The following is a 21,257-nucleotide window of genomic DNA, read 5'->3' on the forward strand; positions in this document are numbered from 1 at the left end:
ATTATTATTTTCTAAACCAGCTTCTAAACACATATCTATTCGCTGCATTATTTAATTCTGCAAGAGCAGTTGTTAAAGGGATTTCTTTCGGGCACACTTGAACGCAATTTTGCGAGTTTCCACAGTTTGCTATACCTTCTTCACCAATAACAACTTCCATCCGATCTGCTTTTTTCGAAGCACCGGTAGGGTGCATATTGAAGTATTTGGTTTGCCCCATTGCCTGCGGACCTAAGAATAAAGAGTTACTATTCACATTAGGACAGGCATCAAGGCAGCATCCGCAAGTCATACAAGTGGAATATTCGTATGCCTCTTGTTGTTCATTTGGCATTATTTTCGGCCCTTCATCGAGGGCATACGTTCCATCTATCGGAATCCAACCTTTAATTTTCTTTAATGCATCAAACATTCGCTCCCGATTGACAACTAAATCCTTTTCCACAGGAAAGGTACTCATTGGCTCCAAAACAATCGGCTGTACCAGGTTATCTACCAGGGCTGAACAGGATTGCCTGACTTTTCCATTGATTCTCATACTGCACGCACCGCAGACCTCTTCCAGGCAATTATAGTCCCAAATAACCGCACGAACCCTTTCACCTTTGGTATTGACCGGGTTTCGTTGAATTTCCATCAGCGCAGAAATAACATTCATATTGGGGCGATAAGGAATATTAAATTCTTCCCAATATGAGGGAGCGTCTGATTCATCCTGTCTTTTGATTTTAAAATGAAGCACTTTCTCTTTAACTGGGATCATTTTGCTCCCACCTTTCCTGCAGCTACTGCATTCTTGCTGTCCTCCTCATCGTTATTGTTTGTCATCACATCATACCTTCTTTGACGTGGTTTAATATATGCTAAATCAACAGGTTCATAACTAATCTGCGGACCATTTGGTGTATATTCAGCGATTGTCGTTTTCAGCCAATTTTCATCATCACGATCCGGAAATTCCGGTTTATAATGTGCTCCCCTGCTCTCATTGCGATTTAAGGCACCAAGTGTAATTACTCTTGCTAACTCCATCATATTCCGGAGCTGTCTGACAAAAGTGACCGTCCGATTATGCCAGGCTGATACATCATCAATTCCAATTTGATTCCAACGTTCCAATAACTCTTGCAGTTTCTCATCGGTTTTTTGAAGCCGGTCATTATGCCTTACAACAGTCACATTATCAACCATCCAGTCACTCATTTCCACATGGAGTTGATATGGATTTTCCGTCCCCTTCATTCTATAAATCTTTTCCATTTGCTCTTCTTGAAGCTTTCTCTCATTCTCGTAAAGCGAATCTGGCAGGTCATCACATGATTTTTCAAGACCCTTCACATATTTGACTGCGTTTGGACCACTAACCATTCCTCCGTATATGGCGGAGACTAGTGAGTTTGCACCCAGCCGGTTGGCACCATGGTATTGATATTCACATTCCCCGCAGGCAAACAGTCCTTGAATATTCGTCATTTGATTATAATCAACCCACAATCCCCCCATTGAATAATGCATGGCCGGGAATATTTTCATCGGAACTTTCCTTGGATCATCTCCTGCGAATTTTTCGTAAATATCCAAGATCCCTCCAAGTTTTCGCTCCAGCTTTTCTTTCGGCAAGTGGGAAAGATCAAGGTATACCATATTCTCGCCGTTAATCCCCAGCTTTAGATCAACACAAACGTGAAAGATTTCTCGAGTGGCAATATCACGAGGAACTAAATTTCCATAAGCGGGATACTTTTCTTCAAGGAAATACCACGGCTTTCCATCTTTATAGACCCATACTCTTCCACCCTCCCCTCGGGCAGATTCAGACATCAACCTCAGTTTGTCATCGCCTGGTATTGCTGTAGGATGGATTTGGATGAATTCTCCGTTGGCATAATGAGCGCCTTGCTGGTATGCTATACTGTGGGCACTTCCGGTATTGATTGTTGAATTGGTGCTTTTTCTATAAATGTTTCCGATTCCGCCAGTAGCCATTATCACAGCATCTGAACGAAACTCTTTAATTTCCATCGTTTTTAAATTTTGGGCAGTAATTCCACGACATTTTTTTTCATCATCAAGCACTAAAGATAACAATTCCCAGTGCTCAAACTTTTCTACTAATCCCTCAACTTCATACTTTCTAACTTGTTCATCCAAAGCATACAGAATTTGCTGTCCTGTCGTTGCCCCAGCAAATGCCGTTCTGGAGTATTTAGCCCCTCCTAAGCGGCGAAAATCAATATTTCCTTCTTCCGTTCGATTAAATTGGACACCCATTCTTGCAAGAAGATAAATAATATCGGGTGCAGCATCACACATATCCTTTACTGGAGGCTGATTGGCCAAAAAATCTCCACCGTAAATCGAATCATCGAAATGCTCCCAAGTTGAATCTCCTTCACCTTTCGTATTCACGGCTCCGTTTATACCGCCTTGAGCACAGACGGAGTGCGACCTGCGTACAGGTACCAAGGAAAATAATTTGACCCTGCCGCCTGTTTCAGAAATTTTTATGGTAGTCATCAATCCGGCAAGTCCCCCGCCGATGACAATATAATCCGCTGTATTCACCTTCTCCACCCCCGGTATGTTAATTAATAATCTGTAACGGTATATAACCGTTTGTATGCCAGCGCTTTCAATAAATGGCTTTGTTCCATCATTAGATGAAACTAAATCGTCATAGCGTTTGTATAAAAATGTTCTATCATAAATAATCCAAGTGGAACGATCCCTGCTAAGTAATGTAAACGGGAAACAAGAATTTATATTTCGTATTAGTTTTTGGAGTCATTACTGCTGGTGCAATTTCTCTTGCCCCCATAGTTCACCCTCCATTTCTTTCTCAAAAAAGTTACTAACAACACTGAATTTCTCCAAGTTCATAATCCGCTCCATATACATCTTTGTTTCTTTTCCATCGTATCCACTTGTAAGTTGTTCAAATTTAGTAATCAGATCTTGAGATGATACAGCATTTTCAGGGTCCCCTTTGGGATATTCCGTTTTTTTGCTAAGGATTTTTCCGTTCGTTAATTCTATCTCAACTACAGCCCCCCACTTTTCGGGATATGATTCATTAACTACTGGATCTACTGATAAGTCTATACGCGACATCACTTCGCGAATCGTTTCATTCCATAATGTATCTTCGTTAAAATCTTTTAAGCTGGCGGATTGATTAATTAATCCTAGTGCTACGCAAAATTGAAGACTGAATTTAGCTGCATAAACAGTCTGGGGATCTGGATTATCTGTAATATCTAGTACGACTTGATAGGTATTAACATTTATTTTAGCGATTTGGCTTAATGGAATTGGGTTTTCTTTCACTATGTCGATAATCATATCTAAGGCGGGATGGGTATGGCGGCAAGAAGCATGAACTTTAAAGGAATTTTCCATAATCTTATAGCTTGCACCCAACCCATGAGTGATCCTTGATTCATCAAACACATCGGACATTGCTTTGAAGAATCCCCGTTTTCCCTCCAGAATTTTACTTGCTGACGTAAATCCTTTTTCTGCTAAAAGGGCGGAAATCACTCCATTTGATGCAGCCTTTGCAGGGTGAAGCTGTTTAGACATCGCCCCGTCCTCAATAAACTCCCATAAACCTGCTGCTTGCGTACCTGCACTTCCCAGAGCAGATGCAATTTGTTCCTCATTCAAACCAAGTAACTTAGCCGCAGCTGCAGCTGCACCAAAGGTTCCACAAGTAGCCGTATTATGCCAATAGTAATAATGAGAAGGTGAAACTGCCTCACCAATCCTGAAACAGATTTCATATCCTACAACCACTGCTTCGATTAATTCCTTGCCGCTGCAATTTCTTGCTTCTGCTATACTTAACGCGGCAGGTATCACAACAGTTCCAGCATGTAAAATAGAGCCTTTATGAACATCATCAAGTTCCACAATATGGCTTGCAGCCCCATTTAGAAGCGCAGCATTTACAGCGGAAGTTTTCATGCCTGTAATCGTAGTTGATTGAGGGTTTCCCCCAATTTCCTCCACGAACTGGTTAATCATTTGAATAGGTGCTTTATCTTTTCCCGCAAGTGCCGAACCAAGCCAATCAAGTATACAAAGCTTCGTAAATTCAATAACCTCTTCCGGGATATTTTCATACCTTGTGTCATAAATAAAACGCGCAAGTGTCTGGCTATGTGTCATCATTGCTCCCTCATCTCTTCACATTTATTAGGTTGTATATGATTAAGAAACAAAACATACTTGGATATTGGATCCAGTAATACTTCAAAAAAAGACTTAATGTATCATTCTTCTAAAAAAGGATTCAATAATAGGATACAATATCCAAAAATAATTGTCTATATATTTTAATAAGTTTTAATTTTCGAATAATGTTTAATGAAACTATTTCCTTCAAAAACTTCTTAGCAGCCTTATAGTTTTTATTTATAATAATCCCAGCCAGTTCCACCATGTAACGGCGGTTATGAGTGTTATGATGCTCATCCAGATTGTTAACTTTAATCCTGGTATAAAAAACTCCTTTTGTTGAATTTTCCCTGAACTGTGGACAATAATATTTGGAGTTGCTTCAACAACCAGGATATAACCGTGCAAACATGCAAGTGACGCTGTCAAACAAATAAGAACAGCATCTGCTCCAGCTTGAGACGCCAATCCGATAAAAATAGGAATTAAAGTTACTACTGCCGTAGAGACGTTTGCAACAGCAAGATGTAGAATTTGAGTAAGAACCAAGATAGTGATCACCGCTAAAACAGGAGAACGCAGGAGATCAATCATCCACTCTGTACTTAAACTTTTTCCGACTAGAGCTGCAGCTCCGGATTTATTAAAGGCGTAACCAAGCGATAACGTAACCCCCATTAAAAGTACCGTATTAAAATCAATTTTGATTATGTGATCCCACTTTGTACACCCAATGCCTGGAAGTGCCATTAATATAACTCCGATAAGCGCAGGTACACTGGGATGTAAACCGTGCCAGGGTTCTGTAAACCAAAGAGCAACAATTAAGAGTAATATACCAAGACATCTTTTTTCCTGGCTGTTTATTTTTCCAAGGTCAGAAAGTTTATTTTCTATCTCTTCTTTTACATGGGGAAAGTTTTTTTCTTCTTCTGTTAATGGAAAACTTTTTATCAATAAATACCACGCGATAGGTATAAGAGCAATCCATATAGGAAACGTGTAATAAAACCATTGAAGATATGTAATTTTTATTCCGAGAAATTCATTTAATAATTCAACGGTCAAAATATTACCTATGGCTGCTGTCATGATAGCCGTACCACTAATAGTTGACCCGAACGCAACCCCAAGCAAGATCATTTTTGTAAGGTTTCCTTTTCCCCGTTCACCAATCGTATCAAGCGACATTAAAGCAACAGGAAGCAGCAAAGCGGTTCTAACAGCAGCAGCAGGGATAAAAAACGATTGAATTTGCGGTATAACTAAAATACTGGCTAAAAGGCCTTTGGCTGTACCACCCCACTTTGCCAAAAATATATAGGCAATTCTTTCGGCAAGAGGAGTATCATTGACACCTCTTGCCAGCATCATTCCACCGATAATCAGAAAAATAGCCGGGGAGGAGAACCCACTGTAAACTACTTCCGTGGAAACTACACCAAACACAAGCATAAAAACGAGCAAGATTAGCGCTGTCAATCCAATTGGTACAGGTTCAAACGTCCAATAAAAAACACTAAGTGCTAGAAAGGCTAACATGATTCTTGCAGACTCAGTATACTCCTGCGGTAGGATAACGTATACAGCACTCATGATAATCAGACCTAAAATTAAAATAAGCATTTTATGAATTTCAATGGTATAAGACTGTGAAGGTTTCGCTGAGATTTTAACTTTTGGTGAATTCATAACTTCTTTCCTCCTTCCCTTCCAAAAATTCAAACCATCGAAATTCACTTTTTCACTTTTTTCTGTCAATATCCTTAACAGAAAAAGAAAGGATATGTCACCCATATCCTTCCTGCACATTCTAAAGTATCTACTACTTAACTAAACCTTTTTCCTTGGCAATTTCCGTGTAATCTTTTGTTTCTTCTTCAACAGATTTAGTGAAATCATCAGCATTCATATAATCAGGGCGAACATTGATGCTATCCAATTTTTCGAGGAATTTAGGGTCTTTGACCATTTTATTAATTGTAGTTTCCCACTTCTTCACGACATAATCCGGAGTTCCTGCCGGTGCAGATGCGCCGTACCATAATGATACATCAATATCTTTAACACCTTGTTCTTCCATTGTAGGAACATCAGGGAAGAATGGGCTTCTCTCAGGTGCTGCTATTCCTAAGATCTTCAACTTGCCTGCTTTCGTTAGATTGGATACCTCACTTACCCCTTGAACAGCTAGTGTTATATGTCCTCCGGCAACCTTTGGAAGTGCGTCACCTGAACCATTGGTCGCGACAAGTCTAGCTTTTGAGAAATCAGCGCCGATACTATCCATCCACTGGATCGTGCCGAAAGTACCGATAGCTGTAGGACCGTTACTTGCAAATGTAAACTTATCCGGATTTTTCTTCACCCACTCGTTTAACTCATTTATATTTTTGAATGGAGCATCTGCACTAACGACATATGCAAGTGGTTCGCCTGTCATTTTGGCAAGAAACTGTTGATCTTCCACACTAAACGGTAAATTTGTATTACCAGCGTAAAGTGCCGATACTGCGGAAACACTTTGAACCAAAACGGAATATCCGTCTTTAGAACCTTGTTTAAGAACCTCTTGAGTTCCTGTAGCACCTCCAGCACCCGGTTTGTTTACGACGACAACAGACTTACCCCACTCTTCACTTAAATATTCACTCATAGCTCTGGCAGTAAGATCTGTCCCACCACCTGCTGCAAACGGTACGATCACTTCAATTTGTTTTGTCGGGTATCCCGGATCCTTGTTTTGTTTCCCTGAAGCAGAATTCGTTGAGGAGCAACCTGATAACACGATACTTACTGATAAAACACCAGAAAGTAAACCAAATAATGCTTTTTTCTTCATTTTAATTCCCCCCATCATTTTATAAATGAAAAAGTTGATTTTTTATTCAGAAATGTCCAGATCTGTACCCACCACTTCTTTCACTCGTGTTTTTGTGCGTCTTATTAAAATGATTGAAATAACAAACAGCACCAGCGAAATCACGAGAATGGTTAATGAAATGGGGCGTTCAACGAAAATGGAAAATTCCCCTTTTGACATTGATAATGATTGGACAAAGGACTGTTCTAACAACGGGCCGAGGATAAAGCACAAAATAAGCGGAACGACAGGCCAGCGATACTTGTGCAAAAAGTATCCGAGTACACCAAACACCAATGCGACAAATACATCAAATGAGTTGTTTCGAACCGTATATGCTCCGATAAAACTAAGGATCAGAATAATAGGAGCAATTACACCATAAGGAATTTGAGTCAACTTCGCCCATAAACCAACTAATGGCAAGTTTAAAACCAACAACATGACATTACCGATAAACATACTAGCGATAACCGTCCAAACAAAACTTCCGTTCTGTTCAAACAGCACAGGCCCAGGTTGAAGGCCGTAAATCATCAGACCGGCAAGGAGAATCGCTAATGGAGGTGAACTCGGAATCCCGAGAGCAAACAATGGAATAAAGCCGGCGGAACTCGTTGCGTTGTTTGCTGCTTCAGGTGCCGCAACCCCTTCAATAGCACCTTTCCCAAACTTTTCAGGTGTCTTGGACATTTTCTTTTCTATGTCATAGGATAAAAACGTTGTAACCGCGGTGGAACATCCCGGTAATATACCCAAGATAAAACCAATGATTCCACCACGGAACATCGCTTTGGAACTCTTTCGTAAATCTGATCTGCTTGGATAAACGCTTCCAATCTTACCTACAGATATGGCAGTTTGTTTCTCTTCCATTCCCTTTAATACTTCTGTAATCGCAAACAGACCAATGATAATGCTGATCATATCAAAACCGGCAGAAAGTGCATCGATACCAAAATCGAATCGAGGTTGTCCTCCTGAAGGACCTATTCCCACCATTGATATCATATAGCCGAAGAGCCCCATAATTAAGCCCTTAATAATTGAATTACCTGCCAGGTTAACAATGACAGTGAGGGCTAATATCATAAGGGCGAAATATTCAGGAGGCCCAAATTTCAACGCTTGATTAGCGAGGATCGGAGCAAAAAATACTAAGCCAATTACTCCTAAAACTCCCGCAACGAAAGAAGATATTGCTGCGATACCTAGCGCCGGCCCTCCCCTTCCCTGTTTGGCGAGCGGATATCCGTCCAGACAGGTCGGTACAGATGAAACCTCTCCGGGAATATTGAGTAAAATCGCGGTTGTAGAGCCGCCGTACATGGCACCGTAATAAATGCCGGCTAACATGATGATTCCTTCTACCGGTCCAAGGACGCTGGTAAGCGGCAATAAGATTGCAATCGCTGAAGTAGGTCCAAGTCCCGGCAACATTCCTACTAATGTTCCTACCAAAACACCTATTACTGCCATCATCAGGTTAATTGGTGTCAATGCATCTGTAAAACCGTTTAATAGCATACCAACTGCTTCCATGTTATCACCTCCGCTTTATTAAATATTAAAGATTCCGGTTGGGAACGGCATACCTAGCCAAAATATAAAAAGTAAATAAAGAACGGTTGTTACTAAAATTCCATACATAATCGATTTGATTATGCTGTAGTTCCCAATAACTATAAATAAACCTATGGATACTAATAAGGTAATAATGGTATAACCCAGAATGCCAAGTAAAAACCAATAGACAAATAATAAACCTAGTGTGAGAAGCATACCTCTCATTGTTTTACGATTAGGGTACTCTGCCTTAAAGACTTCTCCTTTAACAATGAAAATTAATAAACCTAACAGAACCATCAAACCGCCCACAATTCCCGGCATCGTATGGTCCCCTATCAAAGGACCCGTCCTCATTGGATACAAACGCATAGCTTCCGATATCGCAATTCCCCCAACAATCATACAAATAATTCCGGCAATACGGTCAGCTAACATATTTTTCGCCAACGTACGCTCCCCCCCTTTACTAAACCAGACTTTAATTCTATTTATATTTTCGTTTTTACAATTCTCTTACATTATCTCTTCCAACAGAATGAATACGCTTACAAAGATATATTTAAATTAGGTGTTTTTTAAACTTGCCCTATCACCCCCTATAAATTTTGAAAACAATTTGTCTTTTTTATAGGCTGGCATATTGTAAAATTGTCTTTGCTTTTTTATAAACAGGATAGTCCACAAATTTTTCTCCAATTGAAATAGAAGCACATCCTTGATGCTCTGCTAGTTCAAAAACCTTTACAATATTCATCGCCTCTTCAACCTCTTTTTGGCTTGGAGTATGAACATCGTGAATTGGATCCAATTGTTTTGGATGAATAGCTAATTTCGACCTAAATCCTAGCTGCCTTGATCTTAATGCTTCACTTTTCAATCCTTGTTCATTCCCAAGGCCTGGATAAACTGCATCCACCGGACTTCCAACACCTGCTGCCTTTGAAGCAATGACTATTTGTGACCTGGCGTACAGAAGTTCATCTCCTTGTTCTGTTAACTGACAGTCTACATCAAGAGAAAAATCAATAGAACCAAAAACCAGACGGGGAATCAGAAAATGTGAAGAAGCAATATCATAAGCGCAATGAATCCCTCTCGCTGTTTCAATTAGAGGCAGAACCTCGAATAGATTACCATTTTTATTTTTCTTCTCGAAATGTTCAAGTGCCGTTTGGCAAATGAACTTCATGTTACCAGCACTTTCGGCTTTCGGTACGATGATTCCTATTGCTCCGGCATCTATAGCAGCTATTAAATCTTCCCTCCAAAGCGGGGTGGTAATATCATTGATTCTTATATAAACATCCTTTTTAGGACAATTGCTTTGAAGAGCAACTACCGCCGTTTCCCTTGCTGCCTTCTTTTCATTTATCGCCACTGCATCTTCTAAATCAATAATCACACTATCTGCCTCGCTGCCAAGAGCTTTCTCAATCATCTTTAATGAAGTGCCAGGAACAAATAAATAGGATCGTTTAGTATACAAGTCAAAACCTCCTTCTTCGGATACTGGATCCAATAAATCCACAAAAGAATAGCTTACAAAAAGAAATTAGTTAAGAATCTACTACTCTTCTTCACACAGATCAAGCTGGCTCACAATGTTCATATGAACAAACTCTTTTTTGTAGATTGGATCCAATATCTTAATTCTAATTACTAATATACTAAAAGCTCATTCAAAAATAAACAAAAATATTTATTTTTTATTCGTAATTTTTAAATAACTTATTTTACCCTAAAATATTATACAGATAATGCCTATATTGAAAAGCAGTGGAGTAACTGAAAATTAAAGAATTCCGTACCGAGGTTTCCCAAGACCCACAATGGGTGTAAAGAAAAATAGTGAAGAGAAAAACGTCTTTTGGTACGGCTATAAGGCCCTTAGCCGTTGGGGTGTAAATTTCTTTTTAAAAAGCAATTATGAAATTGACTCATTAGTCATATAAATCTCCGTTCTTTTTTAATTTGAAAGTAATAACATATAAATAAAGAAGAACGACGGCCATGCCGGTATCATGGGAATAAGACATATGATTAGCCTTGGTCTCCTCCGCATTTACGAGAAGCTGCTGGGTATACTTTTTCCAATTGGAAATGTCCCGGTTTTCTCTGCCCGCTCAAAACCTGCAACAACATCCTCTTGCAAATAATAACAGGCTTCCCATCAAGTTTGGCTACTGCTTCCGTAATCTCCTGCGCATGTACGATTCGCAATATTATCTCTCCTTTTTCTATCCTATAATTCGGACTAAATTGGTCTTCCTGGGTATATTCCTATAATTATTATTTAGGCTCTATTTATGTAAAATGTTTTTTATCCAATTTTATTGAAATATACTTACTCTATTTAAAAATATTGCAAAATCCGTTATAATTTGAATTATATATAGAAAACTTCAATATTTTTCGTATAGTCGAAGGAAGGTTAATTAAATTGGATATTAAACAATTAGAAGTTTTTAATACAATATGTAAACATAAAAACTTTTCAAGTGCTGCTAAAGAGCTATTTATATCACAGCCCACTGTAAGTTCTCACATAAAGTCTTTAGAAGAAAATTTAGGATTACAGCTTTTTAATCGTAAAAATAAAGCGATGGGAAATTTGACTGATGCCGGAAAAATTTTATATCAATATTCTACTCAAATTCTTTCTCTCGTTCATGAAGCTGAAGCCTCTTTAGACCATTATAAACAAGGAAATTTTGGTGCATTATCTTTAGCTACATCACATACTTTTTGTAATTGGTTTTTGCCGAATATATTGGAATCTTTCAAGCAAAAATATCCTTCTGTGGAAATAGTATTACATACAGATTTCACTCCAAAAATGGTTAATATGGTAGAAAACCGTGAAGTGCATTTTGCAATTGCAAGAACAAACTCACCTACTTATACAGATAATGATTTACATAGTGAACTAATTGGACAGGATCCTTCTGTCTTAGTTGTTTCTCCTCAGCATCACTTGGCCGATTCCAAAAAGGTAACGATTGACGAAATTATAAAAGAACAATTTATTGTTTTTGGAAAAAAATCAAGTTATTGGCCGCAAATTAATAATTTATTTGCAAACGAGGGACATGAACTAAAGACAAGTATGGAATTGAATGACATTAATGCCGTTAAAAAAATGATCGAGATTAATATGGGTATCGCGATTCTTCCTCTCATCTCTATACAAGACGAGCTGGAAAAGGGAACTTTAATAACCATTTCCGTAAAGGGATTTCCTCAAATGATACGTTATTCTCACTTGGTCTATCAAAAGGATTTAATTATTACGGGCCCCATTGAAAATTTCCTTCAATTTATTCAGGAAACCAAGCCGTTTTCATTATAATTAAAATTTTTATAATAAGTTTCAGGTCCCTTAATAAACTGGGACCTGTATTTCTTCATGCTGACGGAACGTACACTGATCTAATTGGATATTCGCAATATTAATAGTTTTAAAAGAAGCGTTAACTAAAAGTTTTAATAGTTAACTTTTTCGAAACGTCACCATCTTTATCGAACAATAATAGATGCGTATCTTTATTAGTAAATTTTCTATTTGTTCTCTCTAATTCATTTAAAACCGGCAAAGAAACATAGATACGCTCTAAATGAAGCGTATTTGGAATTTGTACTATTTTAATAGCATCTTTATCAATCTTAGATCCTAAGCTATGGATGGCTGTTTCTACTGCTTCCTTGTCTGTGGCATAAATCATCGGGAGCATAGCTCTTCTTAAATATGTAGCTGTGAGAGCATTCGTGTAAGTTGATTTCCGGTCCATTTTATCTACTAATCTTTGTGTCGTAAAATCTGCAAGTCCTATTCCTTGAGCATTACCAAATGATTGTTCAGCCAGATCTAAAACAGCCAATTTACTTATAGTTGGACTTTCCGGTTCAGGAACACCATCTATTCTCCATCTGCCAATAATATTGGGATCCATTCCCGTTCCGCTGAAGCATTTGCCCATTTCCTCAACAATTAATAAATCAATGTTTTCTATTGGTAAGCTTGGCATCATAGATTTGGAATATTGTAGAAGCTCCGATTCTTTTGTATGCCAATTGTCTACGGATACACCTACTATATCGGCTGTTTGATCATACCCATTTTCAATTATTGCCAATCCCATTAGAATCCGACTTTTTTCCAGGGCATATGAAGAAACGTCTTCGATATTATCAGCCATTTTCAATGAACCATCACTATGAACAATAGATGCCCCTTTTATTTTCCCAAGTCCAATTGTCACCATTTTACTTAAGCCGCTCTCGACATTTCCTCTAAAAGCTGTATGAGCTTTAATTCGGTTTATTACTAAAATCCCATCAGCATGATAGGCATTTTTATCCATATATACCGGTTGGCCTTTCTTTGTATGCCCCAATAGTTCCACATCCATAGATGAACGGATTTCTGCACCAACAATCTCCTCGGTAATACCTAAATGTTTAAGTACTTCAATTTGACCTCCAGCAGTTGCACCTCCGTGACTTCCCATCGCCGGAACTAAAAATGGCCTATAACCGGAACTTTTTAGAAAGCACACCGATTCTTTAAGAATCTGGACGATATTTGAAATGCCGCGGCTGCCGGCTGTAATTGCAATTTCAGCATTCTGAGGCAATGAGTTTTTTTGGAGATATTTCTTTATTTCATCGTGAATCTTACCTTTAATATTTACTAACCTTTCATCACGGAGCATTTGTTCGATTTCGACCAATTCAAACATGCTGTCACTCCCCTTTATTACTGATATGTATCCTTAGAATAAGATTAAATTTTATGGTAATCAGACCTTGTAACAGACGTGGGTAATGATGAAGCAGGAGGGGCTTTTAACAATGGGATCCTCTTCCTTTATCCTGAATTATTCATAGCTGTAACCTCATTCCACCGAAAAAGCAATGCTGGCAATGGATGAGGAGAAAAACACGCATCACCCAATAGGTGAAGGTTAATAAACGTGAAAAGGAGCCCCATTTTTGGTAATGTCATAGTAACGAACCAAAACATACCAAGGGGGCTCCTCAATGACTAGTTTAAATGACCAGACCATGGATTTCAATAGGCGGATCAAGGTTAATTTTGATGGTGGTGACCTCACCAGTGATGCTGGGCTGTTACTTTACAAAGAGTTTGATGAAAAGATCGGCCTCAGCGAGCTGATTCAATCGACGGTCCATCTTAATGATCCAGTTGAACACGATGTGCATACCAACGATAGTGTAATCATGCAAAAAATCTATCAGCACATCGCGGGGTACCACGCAGATGATCATGCCGACAGTCTTAGGTACGATCCTGCCTTGACGAGCATTTTAAATAAGGAGAGACTGGCGTCCCAACCTACGATGTCCAGGGTCAATCAGCACTTTGACAAAACGACCGTGAAGCAGCTACAGCGGGCTAACGAGACCCTGATTGAACGTTTCCATGTGTTAGCTCCTCCTGAGAACATCCTTTTCGACCTTGATTCTACGAATGCAGCGACCTATGGCAATCAATATGGCGCAGCCTACAACACACACTATGGTGAAAATGGCTACCACCCGATGCTTATGTTTGATGGCCTGACCGGAGATTGCCTTAAGGCCGAACTTCGAGCCGGATCCGTCTATACTTCCAGACAAGTGGTTCGCTTTATTGGCCCTACTCTTAAACGACCACCTGCTAAAGCAGGTGGATTTAGACATAAATGTCTACGACTTAAAGTCGTTCTGCAAGACTTAAGTCTTCTTAAAGCCCTTAAGCTGAAGCATAAATGAGACTAAACTCATTCTTCAATCTTGAATATGTCGTTCTTTTCTTCATTGAATTGGTTAGCTATATAGTTTCTGATGATTTCTTCCGTCCCCGTTCCAACTGTGGCGCAAAAATAGCCTATTGCCCATAAGTGCTGCCCCCAGTATTTCTTCTTGAGCTCTGGAAATTCATCCTGCAACAACTTTGATGATCGTCCTTTTAAGTATTGCATGATTTTACTCGGTGCTAGACTTGGTGGACATGATAGCAATAAGTGGATGTGATCTTTTCCTACATTTCCTTGTATGATCGTGATTCCCCTTGCTTCACAGCCCTGTCTGATTAACTCCCTTACTCTTACCGCAATCGGACCTCGTAAAACCTTATATTATATTTTGTCACCCATATAACATGAAACTTGATGTCATATACTGCATGACCACTTTTTTGGTAGCCGTCCATACTTTCACCTCACACTTCAAGTATGGACACATAAGTTCAAGGCTAAAAGCTTATACCGTCTAAAGACGGTGGAGTTGAACCACGCATTTATAAATTAAACGCTACAAGACTCTATATCCCTGGATCACTCCCGTCATTCGTGGCGACAGTGGATTTGCCGTACCAGAACTCTTTGAATTGGCTGAGACGAAAGAAACTCACTATGTGATTCGATTAAAAGCGAATAAGCGTCTCGCTGCTAAAGCAGAGGAATGGTTAGCTCAAATCCCGGATGATAACCTTCACAACGGATTTCGAAGATTGTGTTTGCCGAAGGACATCAACAAAAAACTCATCGATACCGTCCGCTTACAGCTCATAAAAATTGCAGGGAAAATCATCCGATCCGGCCGTTATCTCACGTTTAAGCTATCGAGCCATTGCTTGTATCAAAAGGAGTTCAAGGAAACGTTAAGGAGAATCCAAATGCTCCCGCGTTTTGGTTAATAAAGCAAGGGAAAAACAGGAAAATCAAATGCTGATTTTATTCACCACAGGATACGTCTGCCCTTTTTTAGAGAGAGAAGGAAGAAAATGGATTGAAATTTGTGATTCATCACTAGATTATATCAATAGTGAGACAGAAATGTTCCCAACAAAACGAATAAGAACCCGTTTTTATGCATTGTGTTTAAAATGAGCCCCTTTTTAGGCTCTATGAATCATTCAGGTTTATCTTTCATATATTTAAACGATTCTCTTGAGCAGTTGACGGCTCCAAAGAGTTTTAGTCCTAAATCTTCCTTCCACATGTTTTCTTTTACATTTTCAAATGGGTGCGCTGAAGAAGTTCCGGCATTGTTGATTAAAATATAGTGAACCATAGTGTGATATAGTTTCTTCTATTAACCTCTTCCAATTCTTAGCTTAGATACATCGGCTTGGATAGCGTAGATTTTTTCACCTGTTTTCTGATATATACTGGAAGCGGTATATTTTAAGGTTTCTTTTTCACGTCCGCATATGGAAACCTTGGCCCCTTCCCTCACTAACTGGCAGGCAGTTTCATATCCTCTCCCCTTACTTCCGCCAGTACAATAGCAACCTTGTGTTTTAATCCTAAATCCATATGTCTCCCATAGATCAATTAAGTTTATATGACACCTTCTTCTTTTAACCTAGTAATTTCAGCTTTATCTAAACCTAGCTCTTTTTCTAAAAATTCATCTGTATGCTCACCCAGCAATGGAGGATGTTTTTTAGTTTGAATTTCTAACCCTGAAAACCTAATTGGACTTTTTACCATTTTTATTTTTCCTAGCGTTGGATGGGAAACCTCTTCAACTGCTTCTCTTGCTTTCACCTGCGGATGATTAAATACCTGTTCGATATTATTTACAGGGCCTGAAGGAACCCCTGTATCCGAGAACAATTTAAACCATTCGTCAGCTGTCTTGTCATAAAAGATGTCTTGCATTTTTCTGGTGAGTTCCTTGCGATGTTCAATTCGTTTATTATTTGTTACATATCTTTCATCTTCTGCCAATTCAGGATGACCCAGTCCTTCACAGAGCTTTTTATAAAGACGATCATTACCAGCACTTACCATCAATGGTCTATCCATGCATTGAAAAACCTGATATGGAACAATATAACTGTGGTCATTACCGATTCTTTCAGAAATAGAACCGGTATTTAAATAACTGCTAGCTACATTTGCAAGTGAACTTATTTGAACATCCAAAAGTGAGATGTCGATATGCTGTCCTTTGCCGGTGTTGTCTCTCAACCGAATTGCAGAAATGATACTTATCGCAACGAATTGGGAAGTCATGATGTCAACTACAGGAAGTCCTACTCTTGTAGGTTCTCCTTCAGGAAATCCTGTAACATTCATAACGCCTCCAATTGCTTGAATGACAGGGTCAAATCCAGGGTCATTACTAAAAGGACCTGTTTGTCCGTATCCGGTTACAGAACACAGAATGATTTTAGGGTTTACTTTTGCTAATTCTTCATAGCCTATACCCATTCGCTGTAATGTTCCGGTTTTGAAATTTTCTAAAACAACATCTGCATCTTTAATCATCTCTAATAGTAGTTTTCTTCCATCCTGATGTTTGAGGTTGATTGTGATGGATCTTTTGTTTCGGTTGGCACACATGTAATAAGTGCTTTCTCCTTCAATAAAAGGAACCCATTCTCTCATACTGTCAGTACCTTTAGGAGATTCAATACGTATAACGTCAGCTCCTAAATCTCCTAAAATCATTGACCCGCCTGGACCTGCATATACCCGTGACAAATCCAGTACTTTTATATCCTCTAAAGGCTGCTTCATACGAATTCCTCCTCGTTAGAATTCTGGACTAATCAGGGATTATTTCACATATTTCTTCAAACAAATTCCTATCTATTTTTCCATATGGCATGTGTGGTCTCTCTCTTTAAACAGCTTGTTTACCGATGTCCGCTATATCTATGAAAAATTTTTGCCTCTCACTAGGTATACAATTCATCTACGTACAAGAATAAAAACTACCGGCCCCCGCTTACAGTAACAATTTGACCCATCATATAGTTTGCAGAATCTGATGCCAAAAACACGACTACTTTAGCAATATCCTCAGCGCTGCCTGCACGGCCAATTGGAATTGTCGGAACGATTTTATCAATACGTTCCTGAGTTGAGTATTTATCCTGGAAGGGTGTAAGAATAAACCCAGGGGCGATTCCGTTCACTAAAATGCCGTGTGGAGCAAACTCCTTGGATAAACCTACCGTTAATGTGTCTACTGCTCCCTTAGCAGAGGCATAATGGATACTTTCTCCTGGTCCGCCAAGTCTGGCGGCTATTGAGGATATATTAATGACTTTCCCTGATTTACGGGGAACCATATGTTTTAAGACAGCTTGGGAAACGAGAAACATACTTTTAACATTCACATCATATGTTTTTTGCCATAAATCTTCATCTATTTCTAAAAATGAGCTTCTTTTAATAGCTGCCCCCGCATTATTCACTAATACATCAATATATCCAAAAGCTTCAACAGAGTGATTAACCATGTCAATCACTTGTTCTTTATTTGTAACATCGGCTTTAACTAGAAGGCATTCTCCTCCTGCGTTTTCTACGATTCGTTTTGTTTCCTCTGCCCCATCTTTGTTTGAATGGTAGCACGCAATGATTTTTGCTCCCGTTTCTGCTAACAACTTAGCTGAAGCCTGACCAATTCCGGAGCTAGCTCCTGTTATGAGAACAACTTGTTCAGATTGTTTTTTCATTCCCTTACTCCTCATTTTTTAAATTTATTAACTCTAATTTCTATGCTTTCATTTTATTTACAAATGTACAGGATCCAGAGGCGACCATTTGGCCATTATCCATTTGACCACCCCTTCATCCTAATTATAATGTCAGATATTCGTAGTAATCGAATTAACTTCCACACCCATATATTCAAGACAATCGATGACTATTCTTTTACCTGCACGGCTTAATGCATCATAAGTAAGTCCAGCAATATGCGGAGTAGCTATGAAATTTTCAAGCTTAAAAAGAGGCGAATGATAGCATGGTTCTACTTCCTGAACATCCAAACCAGCAAATCTTAAATGGTTGTTATGTAAATACTTGTATAATGCATTTTCATCAATAATACCGCCGCGTCCAGCATTTAATAAAATTGCATTTTTTTTCATTGCTTTCATTTCTTCTTCACTAATCAAATGATAGGTTTCTTCGGTAAGGGGAGTATGTATGGTTACAACGTCTGCTTGTTTTAATAACTCTTCCAAAGAAACTAATTTTCCTCCTGCGGTATGTGCTTCCTCCTCTGAAATGTAAGGATCATATGCTAGAATGTTCATTCTAAATCCATCTTTAAGAATTTTACTGACACTCTTGCCAATATTTCCAAACCCAATAATACCAATCGTTTTTCCACTGAGTTCCAATGCTGAAGAAAAGCCATGTTTATTCCAAATGCCTTTTTTCATTTGTTCATAAGCAAAAAGTATATATCTCATTCCGCAAAGTAGGAGAGAAACTGTATGCTCTGCTACTGATACAGAGTTAACTCCCGGAAGATTAATTAATTTAATACCTTTTGATGCTATATATTCTTGGTCAAATTGATCTAAACCTACTGATGCAATTCCAATGACTTTTAATTTTCCATAGTTCTCTAAAAGCGGCTCTTCAATTGTGCCAGTTAAATGAGTTGCGCGTCCAAGTAATATGTCATAATTTCCAACAATACGAGCCAATTCCTCGGATGAAATATCGTGAATAATGTCTACTTCGCAATATTCTTTTAGCATCTTCACACCATCCTCATGGATGTGATCGATTATTAAGGCCTTCATTGGTAGTACCCCCTTGTTATTATTATGATATTCTAATTAATTAGAAAACGTATTTAAAATCCGTATTTTACATTTTTATTCAGCTGATTTATAGTTATCTTATACTCTTTTAGGATCGTATAGAGAAATTGCTTTCCCTATACAGTTTTTTTCATAATTATTGACTCAAAAAACATGAGAATTTATATGCGAGCACAGCTGGGTCGTCATTAATAAAAGGGTTTTTCTGATTCTCCTGATTAATTTTGGCGTGAATAACAATCGGTCCATCTTTTTCAATGGATGTCTGTACTGCATGTTCGAATGCATCCGCCGTCTCTACTTGAATTACCTCTAGGTTATATCCCTGTGCAACCTTCCCAATATCGAGGCGGCTTGCCAGCGAACATTGTCCTCCTGTTGAGGCAAAACATTCATTATCAAATACAATCAACAGCCACTTTTTGGGACGTAAATAACCTGCAGACGCGAATGCGTTTGGATTCATTAAAACGCCGCCATCACCTTCAATAGCAATACATTTTTTGAACTCTTTATTCTCTAAAGCTAAACTGACGCCGATCGCTACAGATGGTGTCAATCCCATTGTATCCACCATATATAAATGATTGTCACGTCTGCCTAAACTTGCCCACTCTCTTGAAGTATTCCCGCAAGATGAAATGACAGGTATGTTTTCTGTGTATTTGAAAAGTACTTTTAACGCATCCAGTCTAGACATCATTGTTCTGCACCACCTTTTATATTAAACATAACAATAATTGGGCGATGAGTATCCTTTGCATATTGTGCAGCCTGTTTGATGGCAACACTCCACTCTTTTAGTGGGAGCCGATAGTCTAGCTTAAATGTCTTAACACCTGCATCATCCAATATTCTAGGCAAAGGCTCAGAAAATAGATTGACTGCAGAATTGATTTCACCAAAACCACCTCTGCGAGTTACCAAAATTAGCATAGGTACATGATAAGCCTGAGCAAAGGTTGTAATAGCTAAAATTGAATTTCCAATCCCTGTATCTTGAATGAGCATGATTGGCAGTTTTCCACCTAAGCTAAGACCAGCTGCGATACCTACCCCATCTTCTTCTCGGCTAACTGGGAAAGAAGTAACCTTATCCGATTTCTCAAAGTGTTCGATTACTGGACCAACTGTACTGCAAGGTATCGATAGGAAATAATCAGGTTCCACTTCTTCGATCCCTTTAATAATTTCCTCACAAGCTAAATCACGAAATGTTGTCATGTTCGTCCTCCTCTACCATTTACTTGGCGGCAAAATTTCACTTAACTCTTCAATTGTCACACCGCTTTCAAATAGTCTAACTACTTCATCTTCCCTTCTTGTGGCTGCGATCGTTTTTTCCAAAACTTCTTCTACTTTTTCAAATGGAACAACAACGACACCACTATCATCTGCAATGATTAGGTCTCCGGGATTAACCCTTACTCCTGCGATTGAAATTGGACCATTGATTTCCATTGCCTCAACCCGATATTTTCCTGTGATTGGCGTTTGGCCTGTACTCCATACTGGATAATCAAGCTTGTGAACGTTATCTATATCTCTTACACCGCCATCTACTATATTGCCTGCCATCCCCCACTTTTTAGCGACAAGTGTGGAAAGCCCCCCCATCACTGAAATATCTCCTAAACTCGCAGCATCGAATACTGGAACATCTCCTTTTTCAGCAATAGCATACACATCCCGATCCGCTAATTTAGCGCGTTCCTTATTTGAATAACCATAGTCGGTGGTGTTACTTTCAGGAATATAACGTATCGTCACAGCAGGCCCAACTATTTTTTTTCCATTTATGATTGGACGAAGGCGGCTTGCTGAAATAGAACCCTTTATACCCATTGAATCTAATACATCTGAAACTGTTGGTGTTAATCCATCCAATTCAAGAAATGCTTCTATTATTTCTCTAGAGGGTCTAGGGAATTCAACCTTCATTATTCGTTCAGGCGGGATTAAACCCATTAATTTTTTTTTATATTTTTCTAGTTCCGCTGTTTTCAAGTTCAGTCACGTCCTTTTTTATATGAAGTATTTAGTCAAATGTAAAGCTTTTTG

19 protein-coding genes and 2 pseudogenes are annotated in these 21,257 nt (G+C 38.8%); 3 read left to right on the forward strand and 18 right to left on the reverse strand.

Annotated elements, in window-relative coordinates:
- Positions 1-4: 4 nt before the first annotated feature.
- The 9 genes from sdhB to ELQ35_RS17115 form a co-directional block, all read right to left on the reverse strand.
- The gene (gene sdhB / locus ELQ35_RS17075; RefSeq protein WP_126866328.1) at positions 5-763 is read right to left on the reverse strand and encodes a succinate dehydrogenase iron-sulfur subunit; all 759 of its coding nucleotides are present in this window, start codon (positions 761-763) and stop codon (positions 5-7) included.
- Positions 760-2,565 (reverse strand): succinate dehydrogenase flavoprotein subunit, encoded by a 1,806-nt coding sequence (gene sdhA, locus ELQ35_RS17080; RefSeq protein ID WP_281278135.1) that lies wholly within the window; start codon positions 2,563-2,565, stop codon positions 760-762. The genes sdhB and sdhA overlap by 4 nt, the downstream gene beginning before the upstream one ends.
- A 222-nt stretch (positions 2,566-2,787) precedes the next feature.
- The gene (locus tag ELQ35_RS17085) at positions 2,788-4,173 is read right to left on the reverse strand and encodes an MmgE/PrpD family protein (RefSeq protein WP_246026112.1); all 1,386 of its coding nucleotides are present in this window, start codon (positions 4,171-4,173) and stop codon (positions 2,788-2,790) included.
- Positions 4,174-4,416: 243 nt separating this feature from the next.
- Complete coding sequence (locus ELQ35_RS17090; RefSeq protein WP_126866330.1) at positions 4,417-5,871, reverse strand: SLC13 family permease; 1,455 nt, start codon at positions 5,869-5,871, stop codon at positions 4,417-4,419.
- A 133-nt stretch (positions 5,872-6,004) separates the two neighbouring features.
- Positions 6,005-7,021 (reverse strand): tripartite tricarboxylate transporter substrate binding protein, encoded by a 1,017-nt coding sequence (locus ELQ35_RS17095; protein WP_185861806.1) that lies wholly within the window; start codon positions 7,019-7,021, stop codon positions 6,005-6,007.
- A gap of 42 nt (positions 7,022-7,063) precedes the next feature.
- The gene (locus ELQ35_RS17100) at positions 7,064-8,584 is read right to left on the reverse strand and encodes a tripartite tricarboxylate transporter permease (protein WP_126866333.1); all 1,521 of its coding nucleotides are present in this window, start codon (positions 8,582-8,584) and stop codon (positions 7,064-7,066) included.
- A gap of 18 nt (positions 8,585-8,602) precedes the next feature.
- A complete protein-coding gene (locus ELQ35_RS17105; RefSeq protein WP_126866335.1) occupies positions 8,603-9,058 on the reverse strand; it encodes a tripartite tricarboxylate transporter TctB family protein in 456 nt (151 codons plus the stop codon).
- 178 nt (positions 9,059-9,236) lie between these two features.
- On the reverse strand, positions 9,237-10,097 hold the full coding sequence (locus tag ELQ35_RS17110; protein WP_126866337.1) for an HpcH/HpaI aldolase/citrate lyase family protein: 861 nt from the start codon (positions 10,095-10,097) through the stop codon (positions 9,237-9,239).
- A gap of 554 nt (positions 10,098-10,651) precedes the next feature.
- Complete coding sequence (locus ELQ35_RS17115) at positions 10,652-10,831, reverse strand: hypothetical protein (protein WP_126866338.1); 180 nt, start codon at positions 10,829-10,831, stop codon at positions 10,652-10,654.
- 220 nt (positions 10,832-11,051) lie between these two features.
- Between ELQ35_RS17115 and ELQ35_RS17120 the strand changes: the two genes are divergently transcribed.
- Positions 11,052-11,960 (forward strand): LysR family transcriptional regulator, encoded by a 909-nt coding sequence (locus tag ELQ35_RS17120; RefSeq protein WP_126866340.1) that lies wholly within the window; start codon positions 11,052-11,054, stop codon positions 11,958-11,960.
- Between the two features lie 121 nt (positions 11,961-12,081).
- On the opposite strand, the gene ELQ35_RS17125 is transcribed toward ELQ35_RS17120, so the two are convergent.
- A complete protein-coding gene (locus ELQ35_RS17125; protein WP_126866342.1) occupies positions 12,082-13,350 on the reverse strand; it encodes a nickel pincer cofactor-dependent isomerase, group 22 in 1,269 nt (422 codons plus the stop codon).
- A gap of 301 nt (positions 13,351-13,651) precedes the next feature.
- Between ELQ35_RS17125 and ELQ35_RS17130 the strand changes: the two genes are divergently transcribed.
- A complete protein-coding gene (locus ELQ35_RS17130; protein ID WP_126866344.1) occupies positions 13,652-14,386 on the forward strand; it encodes an IS1380 family transposase in 735 nt (244 codons plus the stop codon).
- Positions 14,387-14,394: 8 nt separating this feature from the next.
- On the opposite strand, the pseudogene tnpA reads toward ELQ35_RS17130, so the two are convergent.
- A pseudogene (gene tnpA / locus ELQ35_RS17135) lies at positions 14,395-14,825 on the reverse strand (IS200/IS605 family transposase).
- Positions 14,826-14,918: 93 nt separating this feature from the next.
- Here tnpA and ELQ35_RS17140 point away from each other — a divergent pair.
- Positions 14,919-15,311: a transposase gene (locus tag ELQ35_RS17140; protein WP_126866346.1), complete on the forward strand. Its 393-nt coding sequence runs from the start codon at positions 14,919-14,921 to the stop codon at positions 15,309-15,311.
- Positions 15,312-15,526: 215 nt separating this feature from the next.
- Here ELQ35_RS17140 and ELQ35_RS23815 read toward each other — a convergent pair.
- The 7 genes and pseudogenes from ELQ35_RS23815 to ELQ35_RS17180 form a co-directional block, all read right to left on the reverse strand.
- Positions 15,527-15,961 (reverse strand): annotated as a pseudogene (locus ELQ35_RS23815) (SDR family NAD(P)-dependent oxidoreductase).
- Entirely contained in the window at positions 15,958-17,145 is a 1,188-nt protein-coding gene (locus ELQ35_RS17155) for a CaiB/BaiF CoA transferase family protein (protein ID WP_126866350.1), read from the reverse strand. Before ELQ35_RS17155 ends, ELQ35_RS23815 begins: the two are co-directional and overlap by 4 nt.
- A 197-nt stretch (positions 17,146-17,342) precedes the next feature.
- Positions 17,343-18,092: an SDR family NAD(P)-dependent oxidoreductase gene (locus ELQ35_RS17160; RefSeq protein WP_126866352.1), complete on the reverse strand. Its 750-nt coding sequence runs from the start codon at positions 18,090-18,092 to the stop codon at positions 17,343-17,345.
- A 132-nt stretch (positions 18,093-18,224) separates the two neighbouring features.
- A complete protein-coding gene (locus ELQ35_RS17165) occupies positions 18,225-19,175 on the reverse strand; it encodes an NAD(P)-dependent oxidoreductase (protein WP_126866354.1) in 951 nt (316 codons plus the stop codon).
- A 157-nt stretch (positions 19,176-19,332) separates the two neighbouring features.
- Positions 19,333-19,899 carry a thiamine pyrophosphate-dependent enzyme gene (locus ELQ35_RS17170; protein WP_126866356.1) on the reverse strand — a complete coding sequence of 189 codons (567 nt, stop codon included), beginning with the start codon at positions 19,897-19,899 and terminating at the stop codon, positions 19,333-19,335.
- Positions 19,896-20,420, reverse strand: a complete 525-nt coding sequence (locus ELQ35_RS17175; protein ID WP_126866358.1) for a thiamine pyrophosphate-binding protein — start codon at positions 20,418-20,420, stop codon at positions 19,896-19,898. The genes ELQ35_RS17170 and ELQ35_RS17175 overlap by 4 nt, the downstream gene beginning before the upstream one ends.
- 12 nt (positions 20,421-20,432) lie before the next feature.
- Positions 20,433-21,203, reverse strand: a complete 771-nt coding sequence (locus tag ELQ35_RS17180; RefSeq protein ID WP_126866359.1) for an RraA family protein — start codon at positions 21,201-21,203, stop codon at positions 20,433-20,435.
- Positions 21,204-21,257 lie beyond the last annotated feature (54 nt).

It is taken from the genome of Peribacillus cavernae (assembly GCF_003989135.1).
GTDB classification, from domain to species: Bacteria; Bacillota; Bacilli; order Bacillales; family DSM-1321; genus Peribacillus; species Peribacillus cavernae.

Bases quoted from the DNA above. Each gene is read 5' to 3' on its own strand.
- ELQ35_RS17155 (WP_126866350.1), bottom strand. From the start codon at position 17,145: ATGAAGCAGCCTTTAGAGGATATAAAAGTACTGGATTTGTCACGGGTA.
- ELQ35_RS17175 (WP_126866358.1), bottom strand. From the start codon at position 20,420: ATGACAACATTTCGTGATTTAGCTTGTGAGGAAATTATTAAAGGGATC.
- ELQ35_RS17100 (WP_126866333.1), bottom strand. From the start codon at position 8,584: ATGGAAGCAGTTGGTATGCTATTAAACGGTTTTACAGATGCATTGACA.
- ELQ35_RS17170 (WP_126866356.1), bottom strand. From the start codon at position 19,899: ATGATGTCTAGACTGGATGCGTTAAAAGTACTTTTCAAATACACAGAA.
- ELQ35_RS17160 (WP_126866352.1), bottom strand. From the start codon at position 18,092: ATGAAAAAACAATCTGAACAAGTTGTTCTCATAACAGGAGCTAGCTCC.
- ELQ35_RS17090 (WP_126866330.1), bottom strand. From the start codon at position 5,871: ATGAATTCACCAAAAGTTAAAATCTCAGCGAAACCTTCACAGTCTTAT.
- ELQ35_RS17085 (WP_246026112.1), bottom strand. From the start codon at position 4,173: ATGATGACACATAGCCAGACACTTGCGCGTTTTATTTATGACACAAGG.
- ELQ35_RS17125 (WP_126866342.1), bottom strand. From the start codon at position 13,350: ATGTTTGAATTGGTCGAAATCGAACAAATGCTCCGTGATGAAAGGTTA.
- ELQ35_RS17130 (WP_126866344.1), top strand. From the start codon at position 13,652: ATGACTAGTTTAAATGACCAGACCATGGATTTCAATAGGCGGATCAAG.
- ELQ35_RS17165 (WP_126866354.1), bottom strand. From the start codon at position 19,175: ATGAAGGCCTTAATAATCGATCACATCCATGAGGATGGTGTGAAGATG.
- sdhB (WP_126866328.1), bottom strand. From the start codon at position 763: ATGATCCCAGTTAAAGAGAAAGTGCTTCATTTTAAAATCAAAAGACAG.
- ELQ35_RS17095 (WP_185861806.1), bottom strand. From the start codon at position 7,021: ATGAAGAAAAAAGCATTATTTGGTTTACTTTCTGGTGTTTTATCAGTA.